The sequence below is a fragment of the Streptomyces sp. NPDC092952 genome (assembly GCF_044754785.1).
Taxonomy (GTDB): domain Bacteria; phylum Actinomycetota; class Actinomycetes; order Streptomycetales; family Streptomycetaceae; genus Streptomyces.
In genome coordinates this window covers 1-20,679 of the sequence record NZ_JBIVPT010000011.1, presented here as the reverse complement: position 1 = coordinate 20,679, position 20,679 = coordinate 1, and the positions used below count along the sequence as shown (strand labels likewise).

16 protein-coding genes and 2 pseudogenes are annotated in these 20,679 nt (G+C 69.1%); 12 read left to right on the top strand and 6 right to left on the bottom strand.

All coding sequences use genetic code 11. The annotated features are described in order from the left end of the window. Positions 1–33 precede the first annotated feature (33 nt). The 4 genes from ACIQGQ_RS24425 to ACIQGQ_RS24410 form a co-directional block, all read right to left on the bottom strand. The gene (locus ACIQGQ_RS24425) at positions 34–909 is read right to left on the bottom strand and encodes a geranyl diphosphate 2-C-methyltransferase (RefSeq protein WP_366289442.1); all 876 of its coding nucleotides are present in this window, start codon (positions 907–909) and stop codon (positions 34–36) included. A gap of 17 nt (positions 910–926) precedes the next feature. Then, positions 927–2,270 (bottom strand): family 2 encapsulin nanocompartment cargo protein terpene cyclase, encoded by a 1,344-nt coding sequence (locus ACIQGQ_RS24420; protein WP_402398844.1) that lies wholly within the window; start codon positions 2,268–2,270, stop codon positions 927–929. A gap of 107 nt (positions 2,271–2,377) precedes the next feature. Continuing rightward, positions 2,378–3,790, bottom strand: a complete 1,413-nt coding sequence (locus ACIQGQ_RS24415; RefSeq protein WP_402398842.1) for a family 2B encapsulin nanocompartment shell protein — start codon at positions 3,788–3,790, stop codon at positions 2,378–2,380. 645 nt (positions 3,791–4,435) lie between these two features. Beyond that, positions 4,436–4,951, bottom strand: a complete 516-nt coding sequence (locus ACIQGQ_RS24410) for a hypothetical protein (RefSeq protein WP_402398841.1) — start codon at positions 4,949–4,951, stop codon at positions 4,436–4,438. A gap of 538 nt (positions 4,952–5,489) precedes the next feature. Here ACIQGQ_RS24410 and ACIQGQ_RS24405 point away from each other — a divergent pair. From ACIQGQ_RS24405 to ACIQGQ_RS24350, 12 genes are all read left to right on the top strand, one after another. Then, on the top strand, positions 5,490–6,350 hold the full coding sequence (locus ACIQGQ_RS24405; RefSeq protein ID WP_383931349.1) for a poly-gamma-glutamate hydrolase family protein: 861 nt from the start codon (positions 5,490–5,492) through the stop codon (positions 6,348–6,350). 1,351 nt (positions 6,351–7,701) lie between these two features. Continuing rightward, complete coding sequence (locus ACIQGQ_RS24400; RefSeq protein WP_402398839.1) at positions 7,702–8,607, top strand: LysR family transcriptional regulator; 906 nt, start codon at positions 7,702–7,704, stop codon at positions 8,605–8,607. Positions 8,608–9,045: 438 nt separating this feature from the next. Beyond that, positions 9,046–10,614: a 4-hydroxyphenylacetate 3-hydroxylase N-terminal domain-containing protein gene (locus ACIQGQ_RS24395; RefSeq protein ID WP_402398837.1), complete on the top strand. Its 1,569-nt coding sequence runs from the start codon at positions 9,046–9,048 to the stop codon at positions 10,612–10,614. 328 nt (positions 10,615–10,942) lie between these two features. Next, positions 10,943–11,878, top strand: a complete 936-nt coding sequence (locus ACIQGQ_RS24390) for a VOC family protein (RefSeq protein ID WP_402398835.1) — start codon at positions 10,943–10,945, stop codon at positions 11,876–11,878. Further along, a complete protein-coding gene (locus tag ACIQGQ_RS24385; protein WP_402398833.1) occupies positions 11,875–12,678 on the top strand; it encodes a dimethylmenaquinone methyltransferase in 804 nt (267 codons plus the stop codon). Before ACIQGQ_RS24390 ends, ACIQGQ_RS24385 begins: the two co-directional genes overlap by 4 nt. 4 nt (positions 12,679–12,682) lie before the next feature. Next, positions 12,683–13,105 (top strand): cupin domain-containing protein, encoded by a 423-nt coding sequence (locus tag ACIQGQ_RS24380; protein ID WP_402398831.1) that lies wholly within the window; start codon positions 12,683–12,685, stop codon positions 13,103–13,105. 66 nt (positions 13,106–13,171) lie between these two features. Further along, positions 13,172–14,749, top strand: a complete 1,578-nt coding sequence (locus tag ACIQGQ_RS24375) for an aldehyde dehydrogenase family protein (protein ID WP_402398829.1) — start codon at positions 13,172–13,174, stop codon at positions 14,747–14,749. Between the two features lie 14 nt (positions 14,750–14,763). After that, the gene (locus ACIQGQ_RS24370) at positions 14,764–15,165 is read left to right on the top strand and encodes a RidA family protein (RefSeq protein WP_402398827.1); all 402 of its coding nucleotides are present in this window, start codon (positions 14,764–14,766) and stop codon (positions 15,163–15,165) included. Positions 15,166–15,242: 77 nt separating this feature from the next. After that, on the top strand, positions 15,243–16,703 hold the full coding sequence (locus ACIQGQ_RS24365) for a purine-cytosine permease family protein (RefSeq protein WP_402398825.1): 1,461 nt from the start codon (positions 15,243–15,245) through the stop codon (positions 16,701–16,703). Positions 16,704–16,845: 142 nt separating this feature from the next. Further along, on the top strand, positions 16,846–17,436 hold the full coding sequence (locus ACIQGQ_RS24360; RefSeq protein WP_402398823.1) for a flavin reductase family protein: 591 nt from the start codon (positions 16,846–16,848) through the stop codon (positions 17,434–17,436). A 2-nt stretch (positions 17,437–17,438) separates the two neighbouring features. Continuing rightward, a complete protein-coding gene (locus tag ACIQGQ_RS24355) occupies positions 17,439–18,638 on the top strand; it encodes an acyl-CoA dehydrogenase family protein (RefSeq protein ID WP_402398821.1) in 1,200 nt (399 codons plus the stop codon). Positions 18,639–18,671: 33 nt separating this feature from the next. Next, positions 18,672–19,490: a fumarylacetoacetate hydrolase family protein gene (locus tag ACIQGQ_RS24350; protein WP_402398819.1), complete on the top strand. Its 819-nt coding sequence runs from the start codon at positions 18,672–18,674 to the stop codon at positions 19,488–19,490. A 142-nt stretch (positions 19,491–19,632) separates the two neighbouring features. On the opposite strand, the pseudogene ACIQGQ_RS24345 reads toward ACIQGQ_RS24350, so the two are convergent. Both ACIQGQ_RS24345 and ACIQGQ_RS24340 read right to left on the bottom strand, forming a co-directional pair. Further along, positions 19,633–19,824: pseudogene (locus tag ACIQGQ_RS24345) on the bottom strand (IS5/IS1182 family transposase); the annotation flags it as partial. Positions 19,825–20,044: 220 nt separating this feature from the next. Continuing rightward, a pseudogene (locus ACIQGQ_RS24340) lies at positions 20,045–20,679 on the bottom strand (IS5 family transposase); the annotation flags it as partial.

Here is a 20,679-nt window from a genome sequence, read left to right as displayed (position 1 = left end):
GAAGGTCGGACGCGGAAGGTCAGACGCGGAAGGTCAGACGCGGTCGGCCGCGATGAGGACGTACTGGAAGGACCCGTCCCGGTACGAGTTGATGAACGCCTCCTCGATGCCCGTGACCAGCGAGGACGTGGCCCGCAGCTCCCAGTAGGGAAGCGTGTCGGGGGTGAGGTCGATGACGGCCTGCGGCACGAGGCGGTTGTCGGCCATGGCGCGCAGGTACTCCCGGCGCGAGTGGATGTTGCACTCGAAGTGCGCGTTGATCTGCGAGACCCACTTCGAGGGCTGGCCGTACCGCGGGTTCCAGCAGCCGGTGATGGTCACGTAGCGGCCGCCGACCGAGAGCACGCGGGAGTGCTCGGCGAAGAGGTCCTGCAGATCGACGTACATGCTCGACTCGTTGTTCCACGACGCCGCGGCCGAACCGGTCTCGAAGGGCATGTCGAGCATGTTGCAGACCCGGGCGCGGACGTGGTCCTGGAGGCCGAGTTCACGCGCGCGGCCGTTGGCGAAGTCGGCCTGCTTGGCCGAGAGCGTGACACCTTCGACCTTGCACCCGAAACGCTGGTGCGCCATCACCATCGAACCGCCGCGGCCGCAGCCGGCGTCCACCAGGGTGTCGTCCCGCCCGATCTCGCCGAGGTTCCCCAGGAGGACGTCGGCCTGCGCCGACTCCAGCCGGTGGAGCTCCGTGATCAGCTTCTTCTCGCGCTCGCTGTCCTCGGGGGTGCCGAGCGCGGCGTGGTCGATCTCACCGATGCCGTAGTGGTGGTGGTACAGGCCGTCCACGGCGCCCAGCCGCAGGTTCACGGGCCGGGCCTCCCCGTCCCAGTAGCGGGCGATGTCCCCCTGGTACGGCGTCGCCGGGTTGGGGATGCTCAGGGGAGCGGTGGTGAGTTCGGTGTTGGTCACAGGTGAATCCATTCTCTTTACCAGAAATCGGGCAGGCTGTAGCGGTAGGTGTTGGACTGGTGCCAGTTGTGGTTTCCGTCGACCCAGGCGGCCACCCCTCGCAGGAACCGCTGCACCTGCGGTACGGGGCAGTCGGCGGTCAGAGCGGCGGCCTCGCGCTCGAAGGCGTGCATCAGGTCGTTGTGGACCTCGATCGCCTTCAGATAGGCCGCCCGGTCGGAGAGCCCCTCGCGCTCGGCGATCACCACCGGCAGGTTCAGGTGGCGACCGGGGGTGTTGAGCTCCTTGGTGTAGGAGTACAGGTCGTTCACGATGGTCGTCGCGTTGCCCGCGAGCGCGATGACCTTCTGCATGGCGGGGTGGGCATGCAGGTCGGCGGGGAGTTCGTAGCCGCCGACCGTGTCGGTGATGGTCGGGCAGGGGCGGAAGTTGTTGAACTGGCGCATCGCCAGGTACTCCCACACCTCCGGTACGTGGTCCATCTGGGCCCAGGCCGCTTCGGCGAGGTATCCCATGTGCAGCCGGGCCATGTCGTGCCGGAACCGGTCCGCCTGGGAGGGGCTGGCCGCCCCGACGAAGTACTCCATGGCGGAGCGGTAGGCACGACGGGGCGCGTCCGAGTGGAGCGACCTCGCCCACTGCGGCTGGTACTCCTCCGTCGTGTGCAGAGGGTCGAGGGCGGTGTGCGCGAGCAGCAGCCGTTCCCCGAGACCGTCGGGGGAGCCGCCGTGGTCCTCGCAGTAGCAGTCGTCCACCGCGTTCTCGGCCACCATCAGCCGGGTGGCGAGCATCAGATGGTCGATGCTGGGCGCGTCCGGGTGGCAGCCGACCATGTAGCGGCCCACGGAGAAGCCGTCGAACTCCTCCTCCCAGTCGTCGGGATAGAGCGAGACCTCGTCCAGCGCCCAGGACTTGATCCTCCGGCTGACCTCCTCGACCCGCACCGGGTCGGGCTCGGGCAGCGGGTGGTGGTAGAGGCCCGGAACCGGGGTGCCCTCGGCCGCACCCGCACCCGGTGCGGGCGCCTGCGGCTCCTGCCGCAGGGTCAGGCGCAGGCCCGCCGTGCCCAGCCCGCTCGGGCCGGGCAGCGCCGGCCCCGGCCCGGTGACCGGCCGCGGAGCCTCCGCCGCCGGTACCGGCGGAGCGGGTACGACGGGCAGGGACGGCGCCACGGGCACGGACGGCGCGGCGGCGGGCGGGGAAGCGGAGGAAGAGGCGGGACCGGGCGGCACGGCGGCCGGGCCGATGGCGGCCTTCACATCACGGGCATGGGCCATGACGGCGGCGAGTACCCGCTCCCCGAACTGGGAAGCGGCCTCGGGCAGGCTCGACTGGGGCGGTGGCAGCTCAGGCGCGGGCATCGGTGGCTCCTTGGCTTCGGTGGGTGAGGACGGCTGTTCCCGGCCCCGGGGCATGCGCGACCGCCCCGGGAACCCGGGGTTCCGCGCGAAGTTCCGTGTCGGTGCCGCTACTTGGGCCAGTGGGCGATCTGCACGTTCTCCAGCACACCGACCGCGTCGGGCACGAGGATCGCGGCGGAGTAGTAGGCGCTGACGAGGTAGGACGTCATGGCCTTCTCGTCGACGCCCATGAAGCGGACCGACAGACCCGGCTCGTACTCGTCCGGCAGCCCGGTCTGACGCAGGCCGATGACACCCTGCTTGTCCTCGCCGGTGCGCATCACGAGGATCGAGCTGGTCTTCTCCGGCGTGATCGGGATCTTGTCGCAGGGCAGGATCGGAACCCCGCGCCAGGCCGTGACCCGCTGACCGTCGAGGTCGAGGTGGTCCGGGTAGATTCCGCGGGCGTTGAACTCGCGCCCGATCGCCGCGATCGTCCGGGGGTGCGCGAGGAAGAACTTGGAGCTCCGGCGCCGGCAGAGCAGTTCGTCCAGGTCGTCCGGGGTCGGCGGACCGGCGTGGGGCTGGATGCGCTGCTTGAAGTCGGCGTTGTGGAGCAGGCCGAACTCCCGGTTGTTGACCAGCTCGTGCTCCTGGCGCTCGCGCAGCGCCTCGATGGTGAGCCTGAGCTGCTCCTCGGTCTGGTTCATCGGCCCGTTGTAGAGGTCGGCGACCCTCGTGTGGACCCGCAGCACGGTCTGGGCGACCGAGAGTTCGTACTCGCGCGGGTTCAGCTCGTAGTCGACGAAGGCGCCGGGCAGCTCGTGCTCACCCGCGTGGCCGGCCGACATCGCGATCTCCGCCTCGCCGCGGTGGTTCTGCCGCTGACGGGAGCGGGCGGAGAACGCTTCGAGGTGGCCGTGGAGGCTCGGCGCCATGGACCGCACGGCCGCGAAGTCGGCGCGGGACAGGGTGAGCAGGGTGCCCGAGGTCTCGGCGACGACGGTCTGCTCCCACCGGGCGTCCTCGTCCAGCAGGGCCTTCTCCCCGAACCGGTCGCCGTCGGCGAGTACGTCCAGGACGACCGCTTCGTCGTACGCGCCGACGGCGGTCTGACGGAGGCGCCCGTGCGCGACAAGATGGAGCCGGTCGGCGGGCGCACCGCCCTCGACCAGCGTCTCGCCCGCCCGGAAGTCGCGCTGGACGCACCGGTCGGCGAGCGCGGTCAGCGCCTCCACGTCGTCGAAGCCGCGCAGCAGGGCCAGTTCGCCGAGCTCGCGGGGGATCACCCGGACACGGGCGCCCTCCTGGACGAACTCGACGGTCCCGTCGCCGACCGTGTAGCTCAGACGGCGGTTGACCCGGTACGTTCCGCCCTTGGCGTCCACCCACGGGAGCATCCGCAGCAGCCAGCGGGAGGTGATCTCCTGCATCTGCGGGGCGGACTTGGTCGTGGTGGCGAGATTGCGGGCAGCCGCCGTCCCCAGACTGGACTGCCGGGGCAGCTCCGGCCGTACTTCCGGGCTCGATCCAACCGTCATCGGGCAAGCTCCCCTTGCTGAGGCCGGCGACACGCACGTATGCGGACGTCATTGGGTAACTGGAGGGAAAAGGGGGTATGTGGACGGGAACCCGTCCAGATCCAGGGGAACACTAATAGCCGCTTTGCCCTCCGGGGCAAGGAAAGCCGCTGACATTAACTCGATACGATGATCGTGCCCGCGTGATGTTTGTTCGAGTATCGACGTGTTCCAGCCGTACCGGCCCGCTCTCCCGAACAGTGCGAGAACTGCGGCCTGTTGCCGCGATGGGGGTGTGCCTCCGGTCCCGTGGGCAGGGCCTGCCGATGGCGGAGGTGCGGGTGCCCGGGGCGGACGGGCGCTGACGGCGTATCGGTTCGGGCCGGTGCGGCGGCGGTGTCTCCGGCCTTCGGTGGCGAACGGGGCGCGTGCGGCCCTGTGCTATAGGGCCTCGTCCGCCGGTGTGGGCGATGCTTACGAGGGCCGGATACCGGGGCTGCACCACCGGGGTCCCGGCAATGCGCGGGGCGGAGAGCGCACCGGGCACACACCCCACTGAGCCTTGATCCGACTTCGGTGGCGAACGGTTCAGGTTCACAGGCGGAGGACACGGTGTCCTCACGCTGCACCCCAGCCGCTTGGCGGGGGTCGTCCCCACCGGTGCGTCTACGTCTCGTTCAGTGCGGCGGCGGACGCGCCGACGAAGGGCGTGATCAGCCGGATGTAGGCACGCAACGACTCCTGGAACTCGCGGCGGTTCTCCCGGTTGCCGTGCTCCACCACGGCCGCCAGAGCGGTGGTGAGCGTGCCCGACATGATCAACAAGTTCGATGCCGCGACCTGGACCGTGGAAGGGCCTTCCAGGTCGACCAGTGTCACCGCCCGACGCAACCGCTGATGCCGGTCGCGGTGGGCGGCCAGGGCGGCTTCGGACTCGGTGGTCGAGAGACCGTCGACTCCCCGGAGCCCATCAGCGACGACTTGGGCCTGCTCAATGAGCTCCAGATAAGCAGCCCGCCGGGTCTGACGGGTACCTTCGCGGCGCTGCGCCTCAGTGGTCGCATCGACCTGGACCCGGGCAGCGCGGGCGTTGCCCCTGCTGGTCAGCCAGCTCGCCAGCGAACTGGCCGCGATCGCCGTCACACCAGTGAGGCCGGCGACGAACAGCGAGTTGTCAGACATGCCCAGAAGTCTCTCCGAGAAGACCCCATGACAGCCACCGCTTCCTGAGCACTCACCGACGCCGCATCCGCAGAGCTGGAAATGCATCCCGAACACGATTACTTGAGCAGGGGTGTACCGGCGAGACCCGGATCGGGGCGACCGGGCCCGGCCTGGATCGATGTGACCTCCCGTCCGCCCCTCCCACGACCTCCCCAAGAGGTGATGGGTTCCCGGCATCCGAGGTCAGCGTGCTCGTCATCGGGCTCGGGGTTGCCGCGGCGGCGGCGATGCGGGCGGAAGCGAGCCGTACCCCCCGCGACCTGTCCGACGCACGTTGTGTGTGGGCACACCTGACCAGCGCGGAAGGAGCACCGAGGGCCCTTCGTCCGCATTCCGCCACCTTGAATCAGCCGATACAATTCCGGCCATCGGAAGGGGGGGGCCGACATTTCGCTCGCGCCATCGCGTGAAAGGGACAGCCCTTCCTGCCTCCGTGCCGGGAACCCGGCGCCGCACGCATCCGCGGATCGCCCCGCGCAGCACTCAAGGATCAACGATGTCCCCGTCTCATGCCAGCCGCAGGACCGTCCTCGCCTCTTTCGTGGCCGCAGCCGCGGGTGGCCCGCTCCTGACCGGCCTCGCCACGACTCCGGCCGCCGCAGCCGGTGGTGACCTCTACGCCTCGAACTCGGAGCTGTACACGAAGGCCATCGAGGGCCAGGACTTCGCCCGCCGGTACAAGCGGCACGAGGTCGTCGACAACGACAAGACCGCCACCCCTCTGCCCCGTCTGAGCAGCGTGCTGGCCATCCACGGCGGCGGAATCGAGATGGGCACCTCCGAACTCTGCCTGGGCATAGCGGGTTACCGGCCCGACACCCTCGCCCCCGTCACGGCGGGCGCCCCGGTGTACGACTACTGGATGCTCGAGGGCCTGCGCTCCTCCAACAACGGTGAGCTGCACGTCACCGCGTCACACTGCGACGACACGGTCGCGCGCTCCATGGCCGCCGGCAGCGCCAACGTCCTCAGCCTGCACGGCTGCACTGCCGCTCAGGCCGGTACGCCCACGGGTCAGCCCGAGGCGGTCGTGGTCGGCGGTCTCAACGCCCGCTTCCGCCAACTGCTGGCCGCGAAGCTGAAGGGCGCGGGCTTCCAGGTGCTCACCGGTGGTCCGGACAACATCAACGGCGACCTGCCGGAGAACATCTGCAACCGCACCCTGACGGGCGAGGGTGGCGGTCAGCTGGAGATCACCACCGAACTCCGTCAGAGCCTCTTCGACAACTTCTCCGGCGCGGGCAACCGTGCGGCCACCACCAACGCGGACTTCTGGAAGTTCGCCACTGCCTGCCGTGACGCGATCGCGGCGATGGAGGCCGAACAGCTGGCGCGCAAGAGCCTCTTCGTCTACTGAGAGGAGTCGCGGCGCTTGAGTCCGAGTCCTCCCCGCATCCGGGGAGGGGCAGCCGGTCGCGGTTCGTAGCCGGTGCTACGGGCGGAGCCGGGTGAGCGGGTGAGATTCCGGCCCGGCAACGGCAGACCTCTCGGATCGGACCGCTCGACGCGTTCCCGGCCGCCGCGACGAACTGGAGGACGTCGACGTCGCCCACCCGGCAACGTATGCCGGAACCGAAGCGAAAGCCCAGCGGCCGAACGCGGGTACTGAGGCGCATCGCTACCGGCAGACGGACTCCGTTTGCCACTCCGGACACTTGTGTACGCCGCACGTCCCCGCAGGCGCGAGGTCGACAGGATCTGCCACGTCTCTTCGAGGACCAGACGCGGAGCATCCCTGCAGGCGCGGGGTCGACACTTCTTGAGCTGGGGTTTTATCGGGCGGGGTGGCTGTTTTCATTGAGTTGTTTCTTGGGGCGGGCCGAGAGGATCAGGCCGTCCGCACCGCTGGCTGCCAACGGTCGCGGCCTGCGGTGCGGACGGCTCACCCCTGTTCGTTGGCAGCGGGTTCGATGAGGATGGCCGGGCCGTCGCCGATACGGGTGGCCAGGAGTTACCGGAGACGATCACGGATACGGCGGCGGCTGGGGTTGCCGACGAATACTCCGGCACTGGCTTCGACCATCCAACGACGGCGTCATCACGCGTCTTGTCAGTGATGCTGTACGGCTCCGTGTCCAGATGGCTTGGCTGCCGGCCTCCGTCCCCGGCGCCGACGCCTTGGTCAGGTTGGGCTGGGCACAGCCACGGTTCTTACCTCCCCAATGCAGACGGCGGCGGCGCCGTAGAACTCCGTGTGCCACGCCTTCATCGCCTCGATCGAACGCCCGCCCCCCCGGTACAGGTCTTCTGCGCGTGCCACGTGGTCGCCGTCATCGACGACTGCGCCGCGTTCCCCGCCCCCTCCACACACGCGCGTCGCAACGCACCCTCTTGGACAAGCTGTGTGCGGACGACAAGATCCCCACCCCGCTCAATCGCGGTACTCGCTCGCGGGTCACGGCCGTACCGCACGCGCGCACAGGGGCACGGCACCGCCGCCCCGCACGGTCGAAGCGCATCGCGCCACCGCCGCCACGGATCACCTGCCCGGGACTGACGTGCCCACGGCGCATCACGGCGCATCGCGGGAGGGGGGACCTCATCGCCCCGCTGCTCCGCATGCCGCAGCCGCTGGTCGGGCGGAGGGCGGCGACAGACTCCGCCGTCCGCCCTCCGCCCGGTCACCCGAGGACCCACGCGGAAGGGCGGGGTTAATCTCTGCTTGCCGGAGAGTTTCGGGGGCCGTGAAAGGTCGAAGGTCAGAGGGTATGGATTTTCGTCAGATCCAGTATTTCAGGGCCGTCGTGGAGGCCGGTTCGGTTTCGCAGGCCGCCAAGAACATGAACATGACGCAGCCACCGGTGAGTCATGCCATCGCGAAGCTGGAGGGAGAGCTCGGCGTACGCCTCCTCGAACGTACGGCGAAGGGGGTCCATCCGACCCAGGCCGGGCTCTACCTGCTGTCCAAGGGCGAACGTCTGGTGGCCGACCGGGACCGTGCCGTGGAGACGCTGAAGCTGATGGGCGAGGGCGCGGTCGGGGATCTGCGCATCGGCGTGGAGCCCATGGTCATCAACGAGATCGTCGCCGATGTGCTGGCCGAGTTCCTCGACCAGGCCCCAGGGGCCCGCGTCAGCCTGACCGATGTCACCCCGGACCTCATCGTGCAGGGAATTCGGGACGGCCGACTGGATATGGGGTGCATCCCCTTCGGTCCCAGCCAGTTCGCCGGCTTCGTCACCGATTTCTGCGACTCTTACCCCGTCCTGGGCATCGATATCAAACTCGCCGTTCCCCGGTCTCGCGCACGCGAGGACCACCCCGGCGGAAAGGGGTGGGGGCGTTGGATCATCCCCTACCGCATTCCCGCGTTCGTGGGCATGCCCGAGGTCGTCGAGAACGCACTTGTGGGCGATGAGACCTTCGAGGTGCTGGAGGTCTCCACCCCGCAGACCGCCGTCGCGTTCGTGGCCGCCGGGCTCGGCGTGGCCCCCGTGACCCAGCGGATCGCGGGCAGGACGGATGCGGTGGCCCTCCTCGATCCCCCGCACTGGCTCACTCCGATGCAGGCCACGCTGCTGTGGCGGCGGGACGCCGAGATCAGCCCGCTGATGCGGCACTGGCTGGAGGCGACCCGGGTCGTCGCCGAGCACCGGCGTGCGCTCAAGTCATGAGCCGGGGCGGCGCGACATTCCCTCCGAAGGCCGCCATACAAAAAACTATGGCCCCCTCCCTTGCGCCGCATATGGAACGCGCGGAAAAAAGTGGGGCCACATCTCGCACAACGAGATGAATTCACTGTGACGTACATCACTCCAGGTGTGGCCCGGTCGGCCCGCACTCCGCTCGAAGGCGCGAGAAGTACCTGTTCAGAGGCTGTTTGCCAGCCGTTCGCCCAGCGGCTGCGGCCTCGTCCGCCGCCTTCCTCGCGCCCCTCGCACATCCTGGGAACCATTGCCCGGGACCCACCCCCGTGGAAGCCTTCCGGCAATTCGACGCCGCAGGCAACTTCGGATCGGCAATTCAAATCCCTCTTCGCGGGCAGCTGATCACGCATGACCTGAATCCGGCGTGATCCATTTCCGTCGGGGAGAAGATGGGGTTTTCGTTCCATGAACACGGAAAATGCAAATCAGTCGCCTTCCGGCCGCACCGGCCGTGAAAGCATCCCCTTTACCGGTGCCGAGTATCTGGAGAGCCTGAACGACGGGCGCGAGGTCTGGATCTACGGTGAGCGTGTCGAGAACGTCGCCGAGCACCCCGCGTTCCGCAACTCGGCCCGCATGATCGCCCGCATGTACGACGCGCTGCACGACCCGGCGCGCAAGGACATCCTCACCGCGCCCACCGAGGACGGCGGTTTCACCCACCGCTTCTACCAGGCGCCCAGGACCGTCGAGGAGCAGGTGGCCTCGCGCGACGCGATCGCCGAGTGGCAGAAGATCGCCTGGGGCTGGATGGGGCGCTCGCCCGACTACAAGGGCTGCTTCCTCGGCACCCTGGGCGCCAACGCGGAGTTCTACCGCGGCTTCGAGGACAACGCGCGTAACTGGTACCACAAGGCCCAGCAGAGGACCTGGTACATCAACCACGCGATCATGAACCCGCCGGTGGACCGCGGTCTCGGTGCCGACGCAGGCAAGGACGTGTTCGTCCGGGTCACCCGGGAGACCGACGCGGGCTTCTACGTCACCGGCGCCAAGGTGGTGGCCACGGGCTCGGCCCTGACCCACTACACCTTCGTCGGCCACGTCGGCCAGGTCGCCGTGCAGGACCCGGCCTTCTCCCCGGTGTTCATCATGCCGACGAACTCCCCCGGCGTGAAGCTGCTGTGCCGCACGTCCAACGAGTACCGGGCCGCCGTTCTGGGCAGCCCGTTCGACTACCCGCTCTCCAGCCGGCTGGACGAGAACGACGCCATCCTGGTCCTCGACGACGTGTTCATCCCCTGGGAGAACGCGTTCATCTACAACGACCTGGAACAGGCGAACAAGTACAACATCCACTCCGGATACCTGGAGCGCGCCTCCCTGCACGGCTGTACCCGCTTCGCCGTCAAGATGGACTTCCTGGTCGGCATGTTGTCCCGTGCCCTGGACGTCACCGGGGCCGGCCAGTTCCACGGCGTCATGTCGCAGCTCGGCGAGGTCATCGCCTGGCGCAACACGTTCTGGGCGCTGTCCGACGCGATGGCGAAGAGCGCGGTGCCGTGGAGGGGCGGCATGATCCAGCCCGACCCGCACTTCGCCGGTGCGTACCGGGTGATGAACCAGCTGGCCATGCCGAAGGTCAAGAACATCATCGAGCAGGTCGTGGCCAGTGGGCTGATCTACCTCAACTCGCATGCCGACGACTTCAAGACCCCGGAGATCCGCGGCTACCTGGACACCTATGTACGGGGCACCGGCGGCATCGACGCGGAGGAGCGCGTCAAGGTCATGAAGATGCTGTGGGACTCCATCGGCACCGAGTTCGGCGCCCGCCACGAGCTGTACGAGATCAACTACATCGGCAGCAACGACGTGACCCGGCAGACCAATCTCTTCGGCGCACGCGGCAGTGGCCTCCTCGACTACTGCAAGAACTTCGCGCAGAGCGCCATGGACGAGTACGACCTGGACGGCTGGACCGTCCCGGACCTCGTCGGACCGGACGACGTCAGCATCCTCAGGAAGCGCTGACCACCCCGCGGGCTCCCGGTCGGGGGAGCCCGCCGATGGGTCGTGCGGGCCGTCACACCGCCGCCCCCGCCGCCCGGTCTCCGGCCGTCCGGCCGGAGACCGGACGGCCGAGCCCGGAGGCCGGTGCCCGAGACCGGAGACCGGGTGCCTCACGGCTCCGCCCGACGCGACCCGGCACGGCCCCGGCTCGGCCGGTGCCACCGCATCGCCCGGTCCCGGCACGAAACACCACCGCACCGCCCGGTCCGGGCACGGCCCGGCACCGCACGGCCCATTGGCGATGAACCGAGCGCGCGTCACCGCGCTCCCACCCACCACAGGAGGACCCGTGGCCACGGCAATCGATGCTGCCCACGTCACCTACGAGGCACCCGATCTCGAGGTGATGGAGAAGTTCCTCACCGCGTTCGGCATGACCAGGGCCGAGGGCAGTGACGACCGGACGCTGTACATGCGGGGAACCGGAACCCAGCACCACATCCACGTCACCCGCAAGGCCGCCAAGCAGCGCTTCATCGGCGCCGCGATCGAGGTCGCCGGCTACCAGGACCTGGTCGAACTCGCCGCCGAGCCGGGGTCTTCCGCGATCACCGAGTCGACGGAGCCCGGGGGCGGCCAGGTGGTCTCGATGACCATGCCGGACGGCATCGAGATCCGGGCGATCTGGAACCGCGACAAGGCGGAGCCGATCGCGGACCGGGAACCGTTCGTCATGAACAACATCCGGGACAAGAACCGGGTGAACTCCTTCGTCCGCCAGCCCGTCGCACCCTGCACCATCGCCCGGCTCGGCCACTTCGTGCTCCATGTGAAGGACCACGACGCGTCCATGGCCTGGCTGAACGAACGCTTCAACTTCCTGCCCTCCGACTACTTCCTGCCGCCCGGTCAGGACGGCCCCGTCGTCGGCACCTTCGTCCGGCTCGACCTGGGCGAGCGGCTGGTGGACCACCACTTCATGCTCGTGCTCCAGTCGGACTGGGTGGGCGTGCACCACAGCGCGTTCGAGGTCACCGACATGGACGCCGTGATGTCCTCGCACGACTACCTCCTCCAGCAGGGCTACGGCCTGGACGTCGGAGTCGGCCGCCATCTGCTCGGCAGCCAGATCTTCGACTACTGGAAGGACCCGTTCGGCTTCCGTATCGAGCACTACACCGACGGCGACACCGTGGACGGCAGCCACCGGCCCGGAAAGTTCAACGGCACCGCCAGCGACACCACGCAGTGGGGGAACCGCCCGCCGCTGGAGTTCTTCCAGTGAGCGGCGAGAAGCGCGCGCGGCGCGCCGAACCCGTACCGGCGTCGACGGTGCACGAACCGCGTCCGTCCACCGTGCACGAACCGCTCTCCTCCACCGTCCGCGAGCAGCTGGCGCGGGCCGGCTCGTCCACCGTCGCCAACATGCTGCTCCGGCACGGCCTGCGCAACGTCCTGATGGCCGGAGTCCACCCCCTGACCAGGGGCGCGGCCCCGATGGTGGGACCGGCCAGCACCCTGCGGTTCATCCCGGCCCGCGAGGACCTGGACACCCTCGCCACCTACGCGAGCAGCGAGAACCTGCACCGACGCGCGATCGAGGAGTGCCCGTCCGGGGCGGTGCTCGTGATCGACGCGTTCGGTTCCAGGGGTGGGGCGTCCATGGGCGACATGATGGCCGCGCGGCTCGTCCGGCGCGGGGTGTCCGGTGTGGTCACGGACGGCGGATACCGGGACTCCGGGTCCATCGCCGGGACCGGGCTGCCCTGCTTCCACCGGGGCAACGCCCCCGCCGCGACCCCCATCGCCCTGCACCCGGTCGCGCTGGACGAGCCTATCGGCTGCGGCGGCGTGGCGGTCTACCCCGGCGACGTGGTGCTGGGCGACGAGGACGGGGTCGCCGTGATCCCGCGCCGTCTGGCCGCGGAGGTGGCGGCGCAGGCCGCGGACGCCGCCGCGTACGAGGAGTTCGCGGCGCTGGAGATCCGGCGCGGGCGGTCCCTGTTCGGGCTGTTCCCCAGCACGCCGGAGAGCCGCCAGGAATACGACACATGGGCGGCATCGGGCCGCCCGGGTTGGGAGTGAAACAGTGAACATCGACCCCACGGACCTGAAGTCCCTCGAGGTCCTGATCCACGCCGCCGATCTCGACGACGCGAACTGGATCGACTACCCCGACTACGGGTTCCGCCAGTACTTCCTCTTCAAGAACCCCGAGACCGGCGCCAGCATCGCCCTCCTGGAGTACGAGAAGGGCGGCACGATCCCGACCAAGCACACGCACGCCTCCAACCAGTTCATGTACTGCCTCGAAGGCGACTACGAGTACACCGACTCCGGCCTGCGGCTGCGCCCCGGTTCGTTCTACATGAATCCGAAGGACCACCCCCACGGCCCGACCCTCGCCCACGAGCGCAGCGTGCTGGTCGAGATCTACGACGGCCCGCACTACTACGAGAAGCCCGAGTACCACACCGACGAGACGATCGGGGACTTCCTTGCGAAGGACTGATGTGCCCCAGTGCAGCCAGGAGTTCGCCGGAACCGCCCCATCGGCGGGGAGTGAGGAGAAGTGACGATGACCGAGACCGACCACACGCAGCGCACAACGGGTAGGGCCGGGGCCCTGTTCGACACCGAGAAGGTACTGGCCGCGTTCGGCCTGGACCACGTGCATTCCGGCACCTACACGGACTCCCTCGGCTGGGGTGCCGTCGAGGACCGTCCGATCATCGAGGCGCTCTGCCCCGCCGACGGCACGACCGTGGGACGGATCGCCGCCTCCGACGCCGAGGACTACGAGCGCATCGTGGCGGCGGCCGTCGAGACGCAGAAGAAGTGGCGGATGGTTCCGGCGCCGCGTCGCGGTGAGTTCGTGCGCCGCATCGGTCAGTTGATCGAGGAGAACATCGACGGTCTGGCAGCCGTCGTCTCCCTCGACACCGGCAAGTCGACGATGGAGGCCAAGGGTGAACTGCGCGAGGCCGTCGACATGTCCACGCTGGCCGCAGGTCAGGCGCGGATGCTGTACGGCTTCACCCAGCAGTCGCAGCGCGCCGAGCACCGCATGTACGACCAGTGGCTGCCGCTGGGCGTGATCGGGCTGATCAGCGCGTACAACTTCCCGGCCGCCGTCTGGGCGCAGAACGGGTTCCTCTCCGCGATCGCGGGCAACACCGTGGTCTGGAAGCCGAGCCCCAAGGTGCCGCTCACCGCGATCGCGGTGCAGAAGCTGGTCAACCAGGCGGCGGCGGAGATGGGGTGCGAGGGCGTCTTCTCGCTGTTCATCCCGGCCGACAATGCCGTCGCCGAGCGGCTGATCGCCGACACCCGGGTCGCGATGGTCTCCTTCACCGGCTCCACCGGCGTCGGACGCAAGGTCGCGGAGATCGTCGGGTCGACGCTCGGGCGCCGGTACCAGCTGGAGTGCTCGGGCAACAACGGCTGCATCGTCGACGAGACCGCCGACCTCGAACTCGCCGCCAAGGCGCTGACGTTCGGCGTGGTCGGCACCACCGGCCAGCGCTGCACCAGCACCCGCCGGGTCATCGCGCACCGGAGCATCGCCGACCGGCTCGTCGAGCTGATGAAGAAGTCCTTCGACCAGATCACCATCGGGGACCCGAGGGACCCGGACACCGTCGTCGGCCCGCTGATCGACGCGCAGGCGGTGGAGGACTACCGCGACGTCCTCGCCCGCGCCGAGCTCGACGGAGCCACCGTGGTGTACGGCGGCAAGGTGATGGACCGTCCGGGCCTGTACGTGGAGCCCGCGATCGTCACCGGTGTGGAGCCGCACTTCGAGATCGCCCAGTCCGAGACCTTCGTCCCGATCGTCTCCGTGCTGGTCTACGACGAGCTCGACGAGGCCATCGAGATCCACAACGGTGTGGCCCAGGGGCTGGCCTCGGGCATGCACAGCACCGACCTGAACCACATCGAGACCTTCCTGTCCGCCCGTGGCAGCGACTGCGGCATCGTGCGCGTGAACATGGGCACCACGGGTGCCGATGTCGGCGCCGCGTTCGGTGGCGAGAAGGAGACCGGCGGCGGCCGTACGGCGGGTTCCACCGCCTGGCAGGGATTCATGCGCCGCCAGAGCGTCTGCGTGAACTGGGGCGGAACCTCCGCCTGGGACAGCCGAATCGACCTGTGAGGACCACCGCAACCATGAAGAAGGAACGTTTCTTCTCCGACGCCGTCCGTGAACCGGCGGACCGGACCTGGTCGAACTGTCTCCGCGTCGACGACCTGATCCTCGTCTCCGGCATGACCGCGCGCGGCAAGGACGGCGAGACCCTCCTCGGCGACACCGCCTACGAACAGTCCAGGGTCGTCTTCCAGAAGATCAAGGACATGGTCGAGGCCGCCGGCGGCGCCATGGACGACGTCGTCAAAATGACCATCTTCGTCACGCACATGAGTGACAACGCCCAGGTGTGGAAGGCCCGCGAGGAATTCTTCACCGGCGACTTCCCCGCCTGCTCGCTGGTCCAGGTCGCCGCCCTGGCCAAGCCGGAAATCCTCGTCGAGATCGAGGCCATCGCCATCGCGGGCTGCAGCACGGACTGACCGAATACGGCGACACCCGGCGCGTTCCCCCGCGGAACGCGCCGCGGGCGCCCCTTCTCCTCCGATGGGTAGGAACTGTGTCGTCATCATCAACGAATCTGCCGAGATCCACCGACTCGACGCTGGCCACCGCGGCTGAGGACCATGCCCTGGCCAGCGTCCCGGCGGCCGAGCGCCGGAGCGGCTACCAGCTCGCTCTCAGCCCGGTCAGCGTCGCCACCGCGCTCGTCGTCTTCGCCATCGCGGGCTTCACCGTCGTCCTCGCCGGTTTCACCGTGGGACTGATCGTCGGTGCCCTCGTCGCGGCCCTCGGGGTCTTCCTCGGCAAGGCACTCGGGCGGATGGCCTTCGAGACCGGCATGTCCAGCACCCTCACCTCCCGGTTCTTCGGGTTCGGTCTGCGGGGATCGTCGATCGGCTCGGCGATCTTCGCGTTCATGATCCTCGGCTTCCTCGCCATGGAGTCGGCCCTGCTCTACCAGGGCACCCTGCTGATGTTCGACCTGTCCGATTCCTGGACGACGCGCATCCTGCTCTACGGCCTCATGTCCCTGCTGTGGATCGCGCTCGCCGTCTTCGGGCTCAAGCTCGCCCTGCGCGCGTCCGGGGTCCTGACGGCGGTCACGCTCCTCGTCACGATCTACATGATCATTCACATCTACGTGATCGAGGGCGCCGACCCGATGGATGTGTTCCGCTACGCGGGCGTCGTCCCCGGGGGCCTGTGGCCGAAGTTCGAGGCCGCGATATCGCTCATGGGCGCGACGGCCGGAACCATCGCCCTCGTCACCACGGACTTCGCCCGCTACTGCCGTACGCGCCGCGACGTCACGGTCCTGGCCGCGGCCGGTCCGATCACCCAGAACGTCCTGATGACCGTCCTGGGGTCGCTCGTCGTCATCGGCGGCATGCCCGATGTCGTCACGTACCTCATGAAGCACGACAAGAACCTGACCGTGGAAGCGGCGGGTGCGGCCGGCAGCGACCTCGTCATGCAGAACACCGGCGCCTTCTTCGTCATCTTCGCCGCCTGGATGGGCTTCGTCACCATCTACGCGGCGCAGGCCAAGGCACAGGCCATCAACGCCTACTCCGGCTCGCTCTCACTGGTCAACCTGGTCAACGCCCTCACTGACAGGAAACCCGGCAGAGCGGCGATGGTGGTCGTCGGAAACGTCATCGCCCTGGTGATGATCGGCGCCGGAATCCTGGAGAAGTTCTCCACCTACCTCGCCTACCTCGGCGCCATGACCCTCGGTATGTGCGGCGTGATGATCGCCGACTACTACCTGGTGCGCAAGGCACGGTACGACAGCCGCACCCACCGGGTGGAGAAGTGGAACTGGGCCGGAGTCATCACGCTGATCGTGTCCGCCTGCGTCGGCATCGTCCTGATGGCCACCGATGTCTTCGCCCTCGGCTTCCTGGTGTCGTTCGTCACGGCGCTCCTCCTGTACCCGCTGCTCCGGGCCCGGCTGCCCGAGGGCACCGGCACCACCTTCGCCGCGACCGAGGACGCCGTCGAAGAAGCCCTCTGATCCCTCCTCTCCCTCGGTCGGCGGCCGCGTCCCACACCCCTCCGCGGCCGCCGACCGCCCCCACCCCGACTCCTCCGCCCCCCTCCCCGGCTCCTCCGCACCCCGCGGGCGGGACGCCACGACTCATCCAGAAGGTTCGCCCATGACCGACATCATGTGGGACGCAGAGATCTACGAGAAGGCCGCCGACACCACCCCTCCCGCGTCGGACGCCACGTACCCTCCCCTCCCCGATCCGCGCCAACTCCGCAACACCCTGGGCAACTTCGCCACCGGCGTCGTCGTCCTCACCTACCGGTCGGGCAACGACCACTACGGCGTGACCGTGAACTCCTTCACCTCGGTGTCCCTGGACCCGCCACTGGTGCTGGTGTCCATGCAGCGCACCTCGCGCGCCCTCACCCACCTGCTGGAACGCCCCTTCGCGGTCAACGTCCTCGGGGACAACCAGCTCGACACCGCGCTCCACTTCGCGGGCAAGCCCCAGGACCGGCCCATCGACTGGATCACGGACGGTCCGGCTCCGCGCGTCGGCGGCTCACCCGCCTACTTCCAGTGCACACCCTGGGCCGGCTACGACGGCGGGGACCATGTCCTGGTGCTCGGCCGCGTGACCGCCTACGGCCAGCAGGACGACGCCCGGCCCCTGCTCTTCTACCGCGGCCAGTGGAGCGCACTGGCCCAGGAAACCGAGGACGGCACCGCCAACGGCACCCGTTCGGACAGGAGCTGACCATGACCCGGTCCACCACCCCCGCCCCCTCCGACTTCGCCGACCTCCTCGCGCGGCTGGACGCCATCCGCCCCCTCCTGCTGAACGAGGCCCCCGACAGCGAGCGGCTGCGCCGCCCGACCCCCGCGGTCCAGGACGCCCTGCGCGACAGCGGAATCCTCAGGCTGACCGTGCCCACCGAGCTCGGCGGCCTGGACGCCTCCCCGCTCCAGGTCCTGGACGTCATGGAAAAGCTGTCCCACGCGGACGCCTCGCTGGGCTGGCTCGTCCGTGCCCTGACGAGCGAAACCGCGACGGCCGCCGCCCACCTGGGCGACGAGGCCGTGGCCGAACTCTTCGCCGACGGCGCGGACCCGCTGGTGGCCGGGCAGTCCGCGTCGTTCACCGGCCGGGCCGTGCGCGTCGCGGGCGGCTACCGGGTCGACGGTGTATGGCAGTTCGCCCCCGGCGCCTCCATGGCCACGCACCTCAACCTCGGCGCCACGGTCGAGGGAACCGGCGAACGGGTGGTCTGCCTCGTCCCCCGGTCCGCCGTACGGATCAGCGACAACTGGAACATGCTGGGGCTGCGCGCGACCGCGAGCCTGGACTACCGGGCCGAGGACGTACGGGTCGAGGACGCGTACGTGTACGGCATCGGCCCGGACCACGTCCGCCGCGGCCGCCCCGCGAACCGGCTGAGCCCCGCCCTCTGCGCCGGACTGCACCAGGCCGCCTGGTCGCAGGGGGTCGGCCGTCGCATGCTCGACGAGCTGCGCGAACTGACTCTCAGCAAGGACCCGGCACAGGAGTCCCCGGTCACCAGCGACGAGTTCTTCGGCGAGTTCGCCCGCCACTTCTCCCACGTCCGCGGCACGATGGCGCTGCTCCGCGAGACATGGCGCGAGAACGAGTCGACGCTCTCGACCGGGACGCGCCTCAGCGACGAGCAGGAGACGATGTCGCGTCTCGCGTGCAGCCTCTCCGGCCGGACCGCGGTGGAGATCAGCCAGCTCGTGCACCGGTTCGCCGGAGCACGGGTCATGCGGGACGGCGTGCTCCAGCGCTTCTTCCGTGACAGTCACGCAGGCAGCCAGCACCGGGGCTCCTCGCACATCGTGACGCAGAAGTGCGGACGCATGCTGTCCGGCACCCTGCCCGCCGGTGCGCACTGGGGATTCTTCGACCTGGTCGTCCCCGGACACACCGCCGCCGGCGCCTGAACGCGCCCCGCGGAAGAAAAGGAGGAGAAGATCATGAAACTGGCAACCGTACGCACCGCCGACGGAACGGTCGCGGCCCGCCTGGACGGCGACGCGTTCACCGAGATCCCCGGTTACGCCGACATCGGCGCCCTGCTGCGCGACGAGAACTGGCACCGGCTCGCGGCCGACGCCGACGGGCGGCGCATCCCGGCCGCGGGGGCCGAGCTGGACATAGTCGTACCGAACCCGTCGAAGGTGCTGTGCACCGGCCTCAACTACACGAGCCACATCGAGGAGATGGGCCGGGCCCTCCCCTCCCATCCCACCCTCTTCGCGAAGTTCGCCGACAGCCTGACCGGCCCGGCCGACCCCGTGGCCACCGTCCCGGAGGACCCGGAGATGGACTGGGAGGGCGAACTCGCGGTCGTCGTCGGCTGCACCGCGTACCGGGTGGACGAGCGCGAGGCCGCCGACTGCATCGCCGGGTACACCGTCGCCAACGACATCTCGATGCGCGGCTGGCAGTACCGCACCACGGAATGGCTCCAGGGCAAGATCTGGGCCCGCTCCACCCCGGTAGGCCCGGTCCTCACCACGCCCGACGCCTTCGACCCCGCCACCGCGACACTGCGCACCACGGTCAACGGCACGACAGTCCAGGAACACGCGCTCGACGATCTCCTCTTCACCCCCGCTCAACTGATCGCGTACGTCTCCACCATGCTGCCCCTCCGCCCCGGGGACCTCATCCTCACCGGCACCCCCGGCGGCGTGGGCCGGGCCCGCACCCCCCGCTGGTACCTGAGAGCCGGCGACGTGGTCGAGGTAACCATCAACGGCATCGGCACCCTGACCACCCCCATCACCTGAACCACGCCCCCACCACCGACGGCAGCACCCCCGCAGGCGCGGGGCCGACACTCCTACGGGACAAGCGAGTTACGAGTTGGTGCGTGACAGTGGGTGAGGCGTGCTGGTCCGTTGGAGGACCGCTGTTCAGGACTGAGCGGTGGCCGTGGTGGTCGGGGCTCAGATCGAGGTAGCCGTCGTCGAGGGGAACCTCAACGTTGGGGAAGTGCTGGAAGCAGACGCCGATGCCTTCGTTGCGGGCTGCCGTGGCGTCGTGCATACGTCCGGGCCGCAGAGCATCGGTCCACAACGTGCGGCCCCGCCAGTCGGCGGTCGTGGTGGCCTTCATCGTGTTCCCGGCCTGCCATGGTGCAGCCAACTCCTCGTCCAGAAAAGCGAGATGTCGTCGAGAGATCCCCGTGAACGGCCGATGCGCCGGAACTATCCGATTGACCATGACCGCCACAGATGGAGCAGTTCGCGCCGGTGCCAGTCACGCTGCCCTGGGACGACCCGACTCTGGCCGAGACGCCGGTGGAGGCCAGACACCGGCGGCCTAGGCACTGTCCGGCGGATCACTGGCGGAGCCAGAGCCGGACCGCTGCTGCGGTGACGGTGCCGTGGAAGACGTAGGCCCGCTTGTCGTAGCGGGTTGCGACCGCGCGGGAGTTCTTCAGCCGGTTGATGGTCCGCTCGACCTCGTTGCGCCGTCGGTAGCGCTCACGGTCGAAGCCGGTGGGCCTGCCACCCCGGCTGCCTCTGCGTCGGCGGTTTGCCCGCTGGTCCTTCGGTTCCGAAATCGTGTGCCGGATTCGACGCCGACGCAGGTAGGAGCGGTTTCGACGGGAGCTGTAGGCCTTGTCGCCGCTGACATGGTCGGGTCGTGTCCGGGACCGTCCGCCCAGTGGCCGGGGGACCCGGATCCGGTCCAGGACCTCCACGAACTGCGGGGCGTCGCCCCATTGGCCCGGTGTGACCACGAGGGCCATGGGGCGGCAGCCGCCCTCACCGGCGAGGTGGATCTTGCAGGTCAGGCCGGCCCGGGACCGTCCGAGTCCCTCGTCGGGGCGATGGTGCCGGGGCGTCGTTCTTTTTTCGGGATCCGTGGCCGGGCTTTGCGGGCGCCGGCCGCGTGCTGATGGGCCCGGCAGGACGTCGAGTCGACGCTGACCATCGACCAGTCGATCCGCCCCGCGAGGTCGGCGTCGGC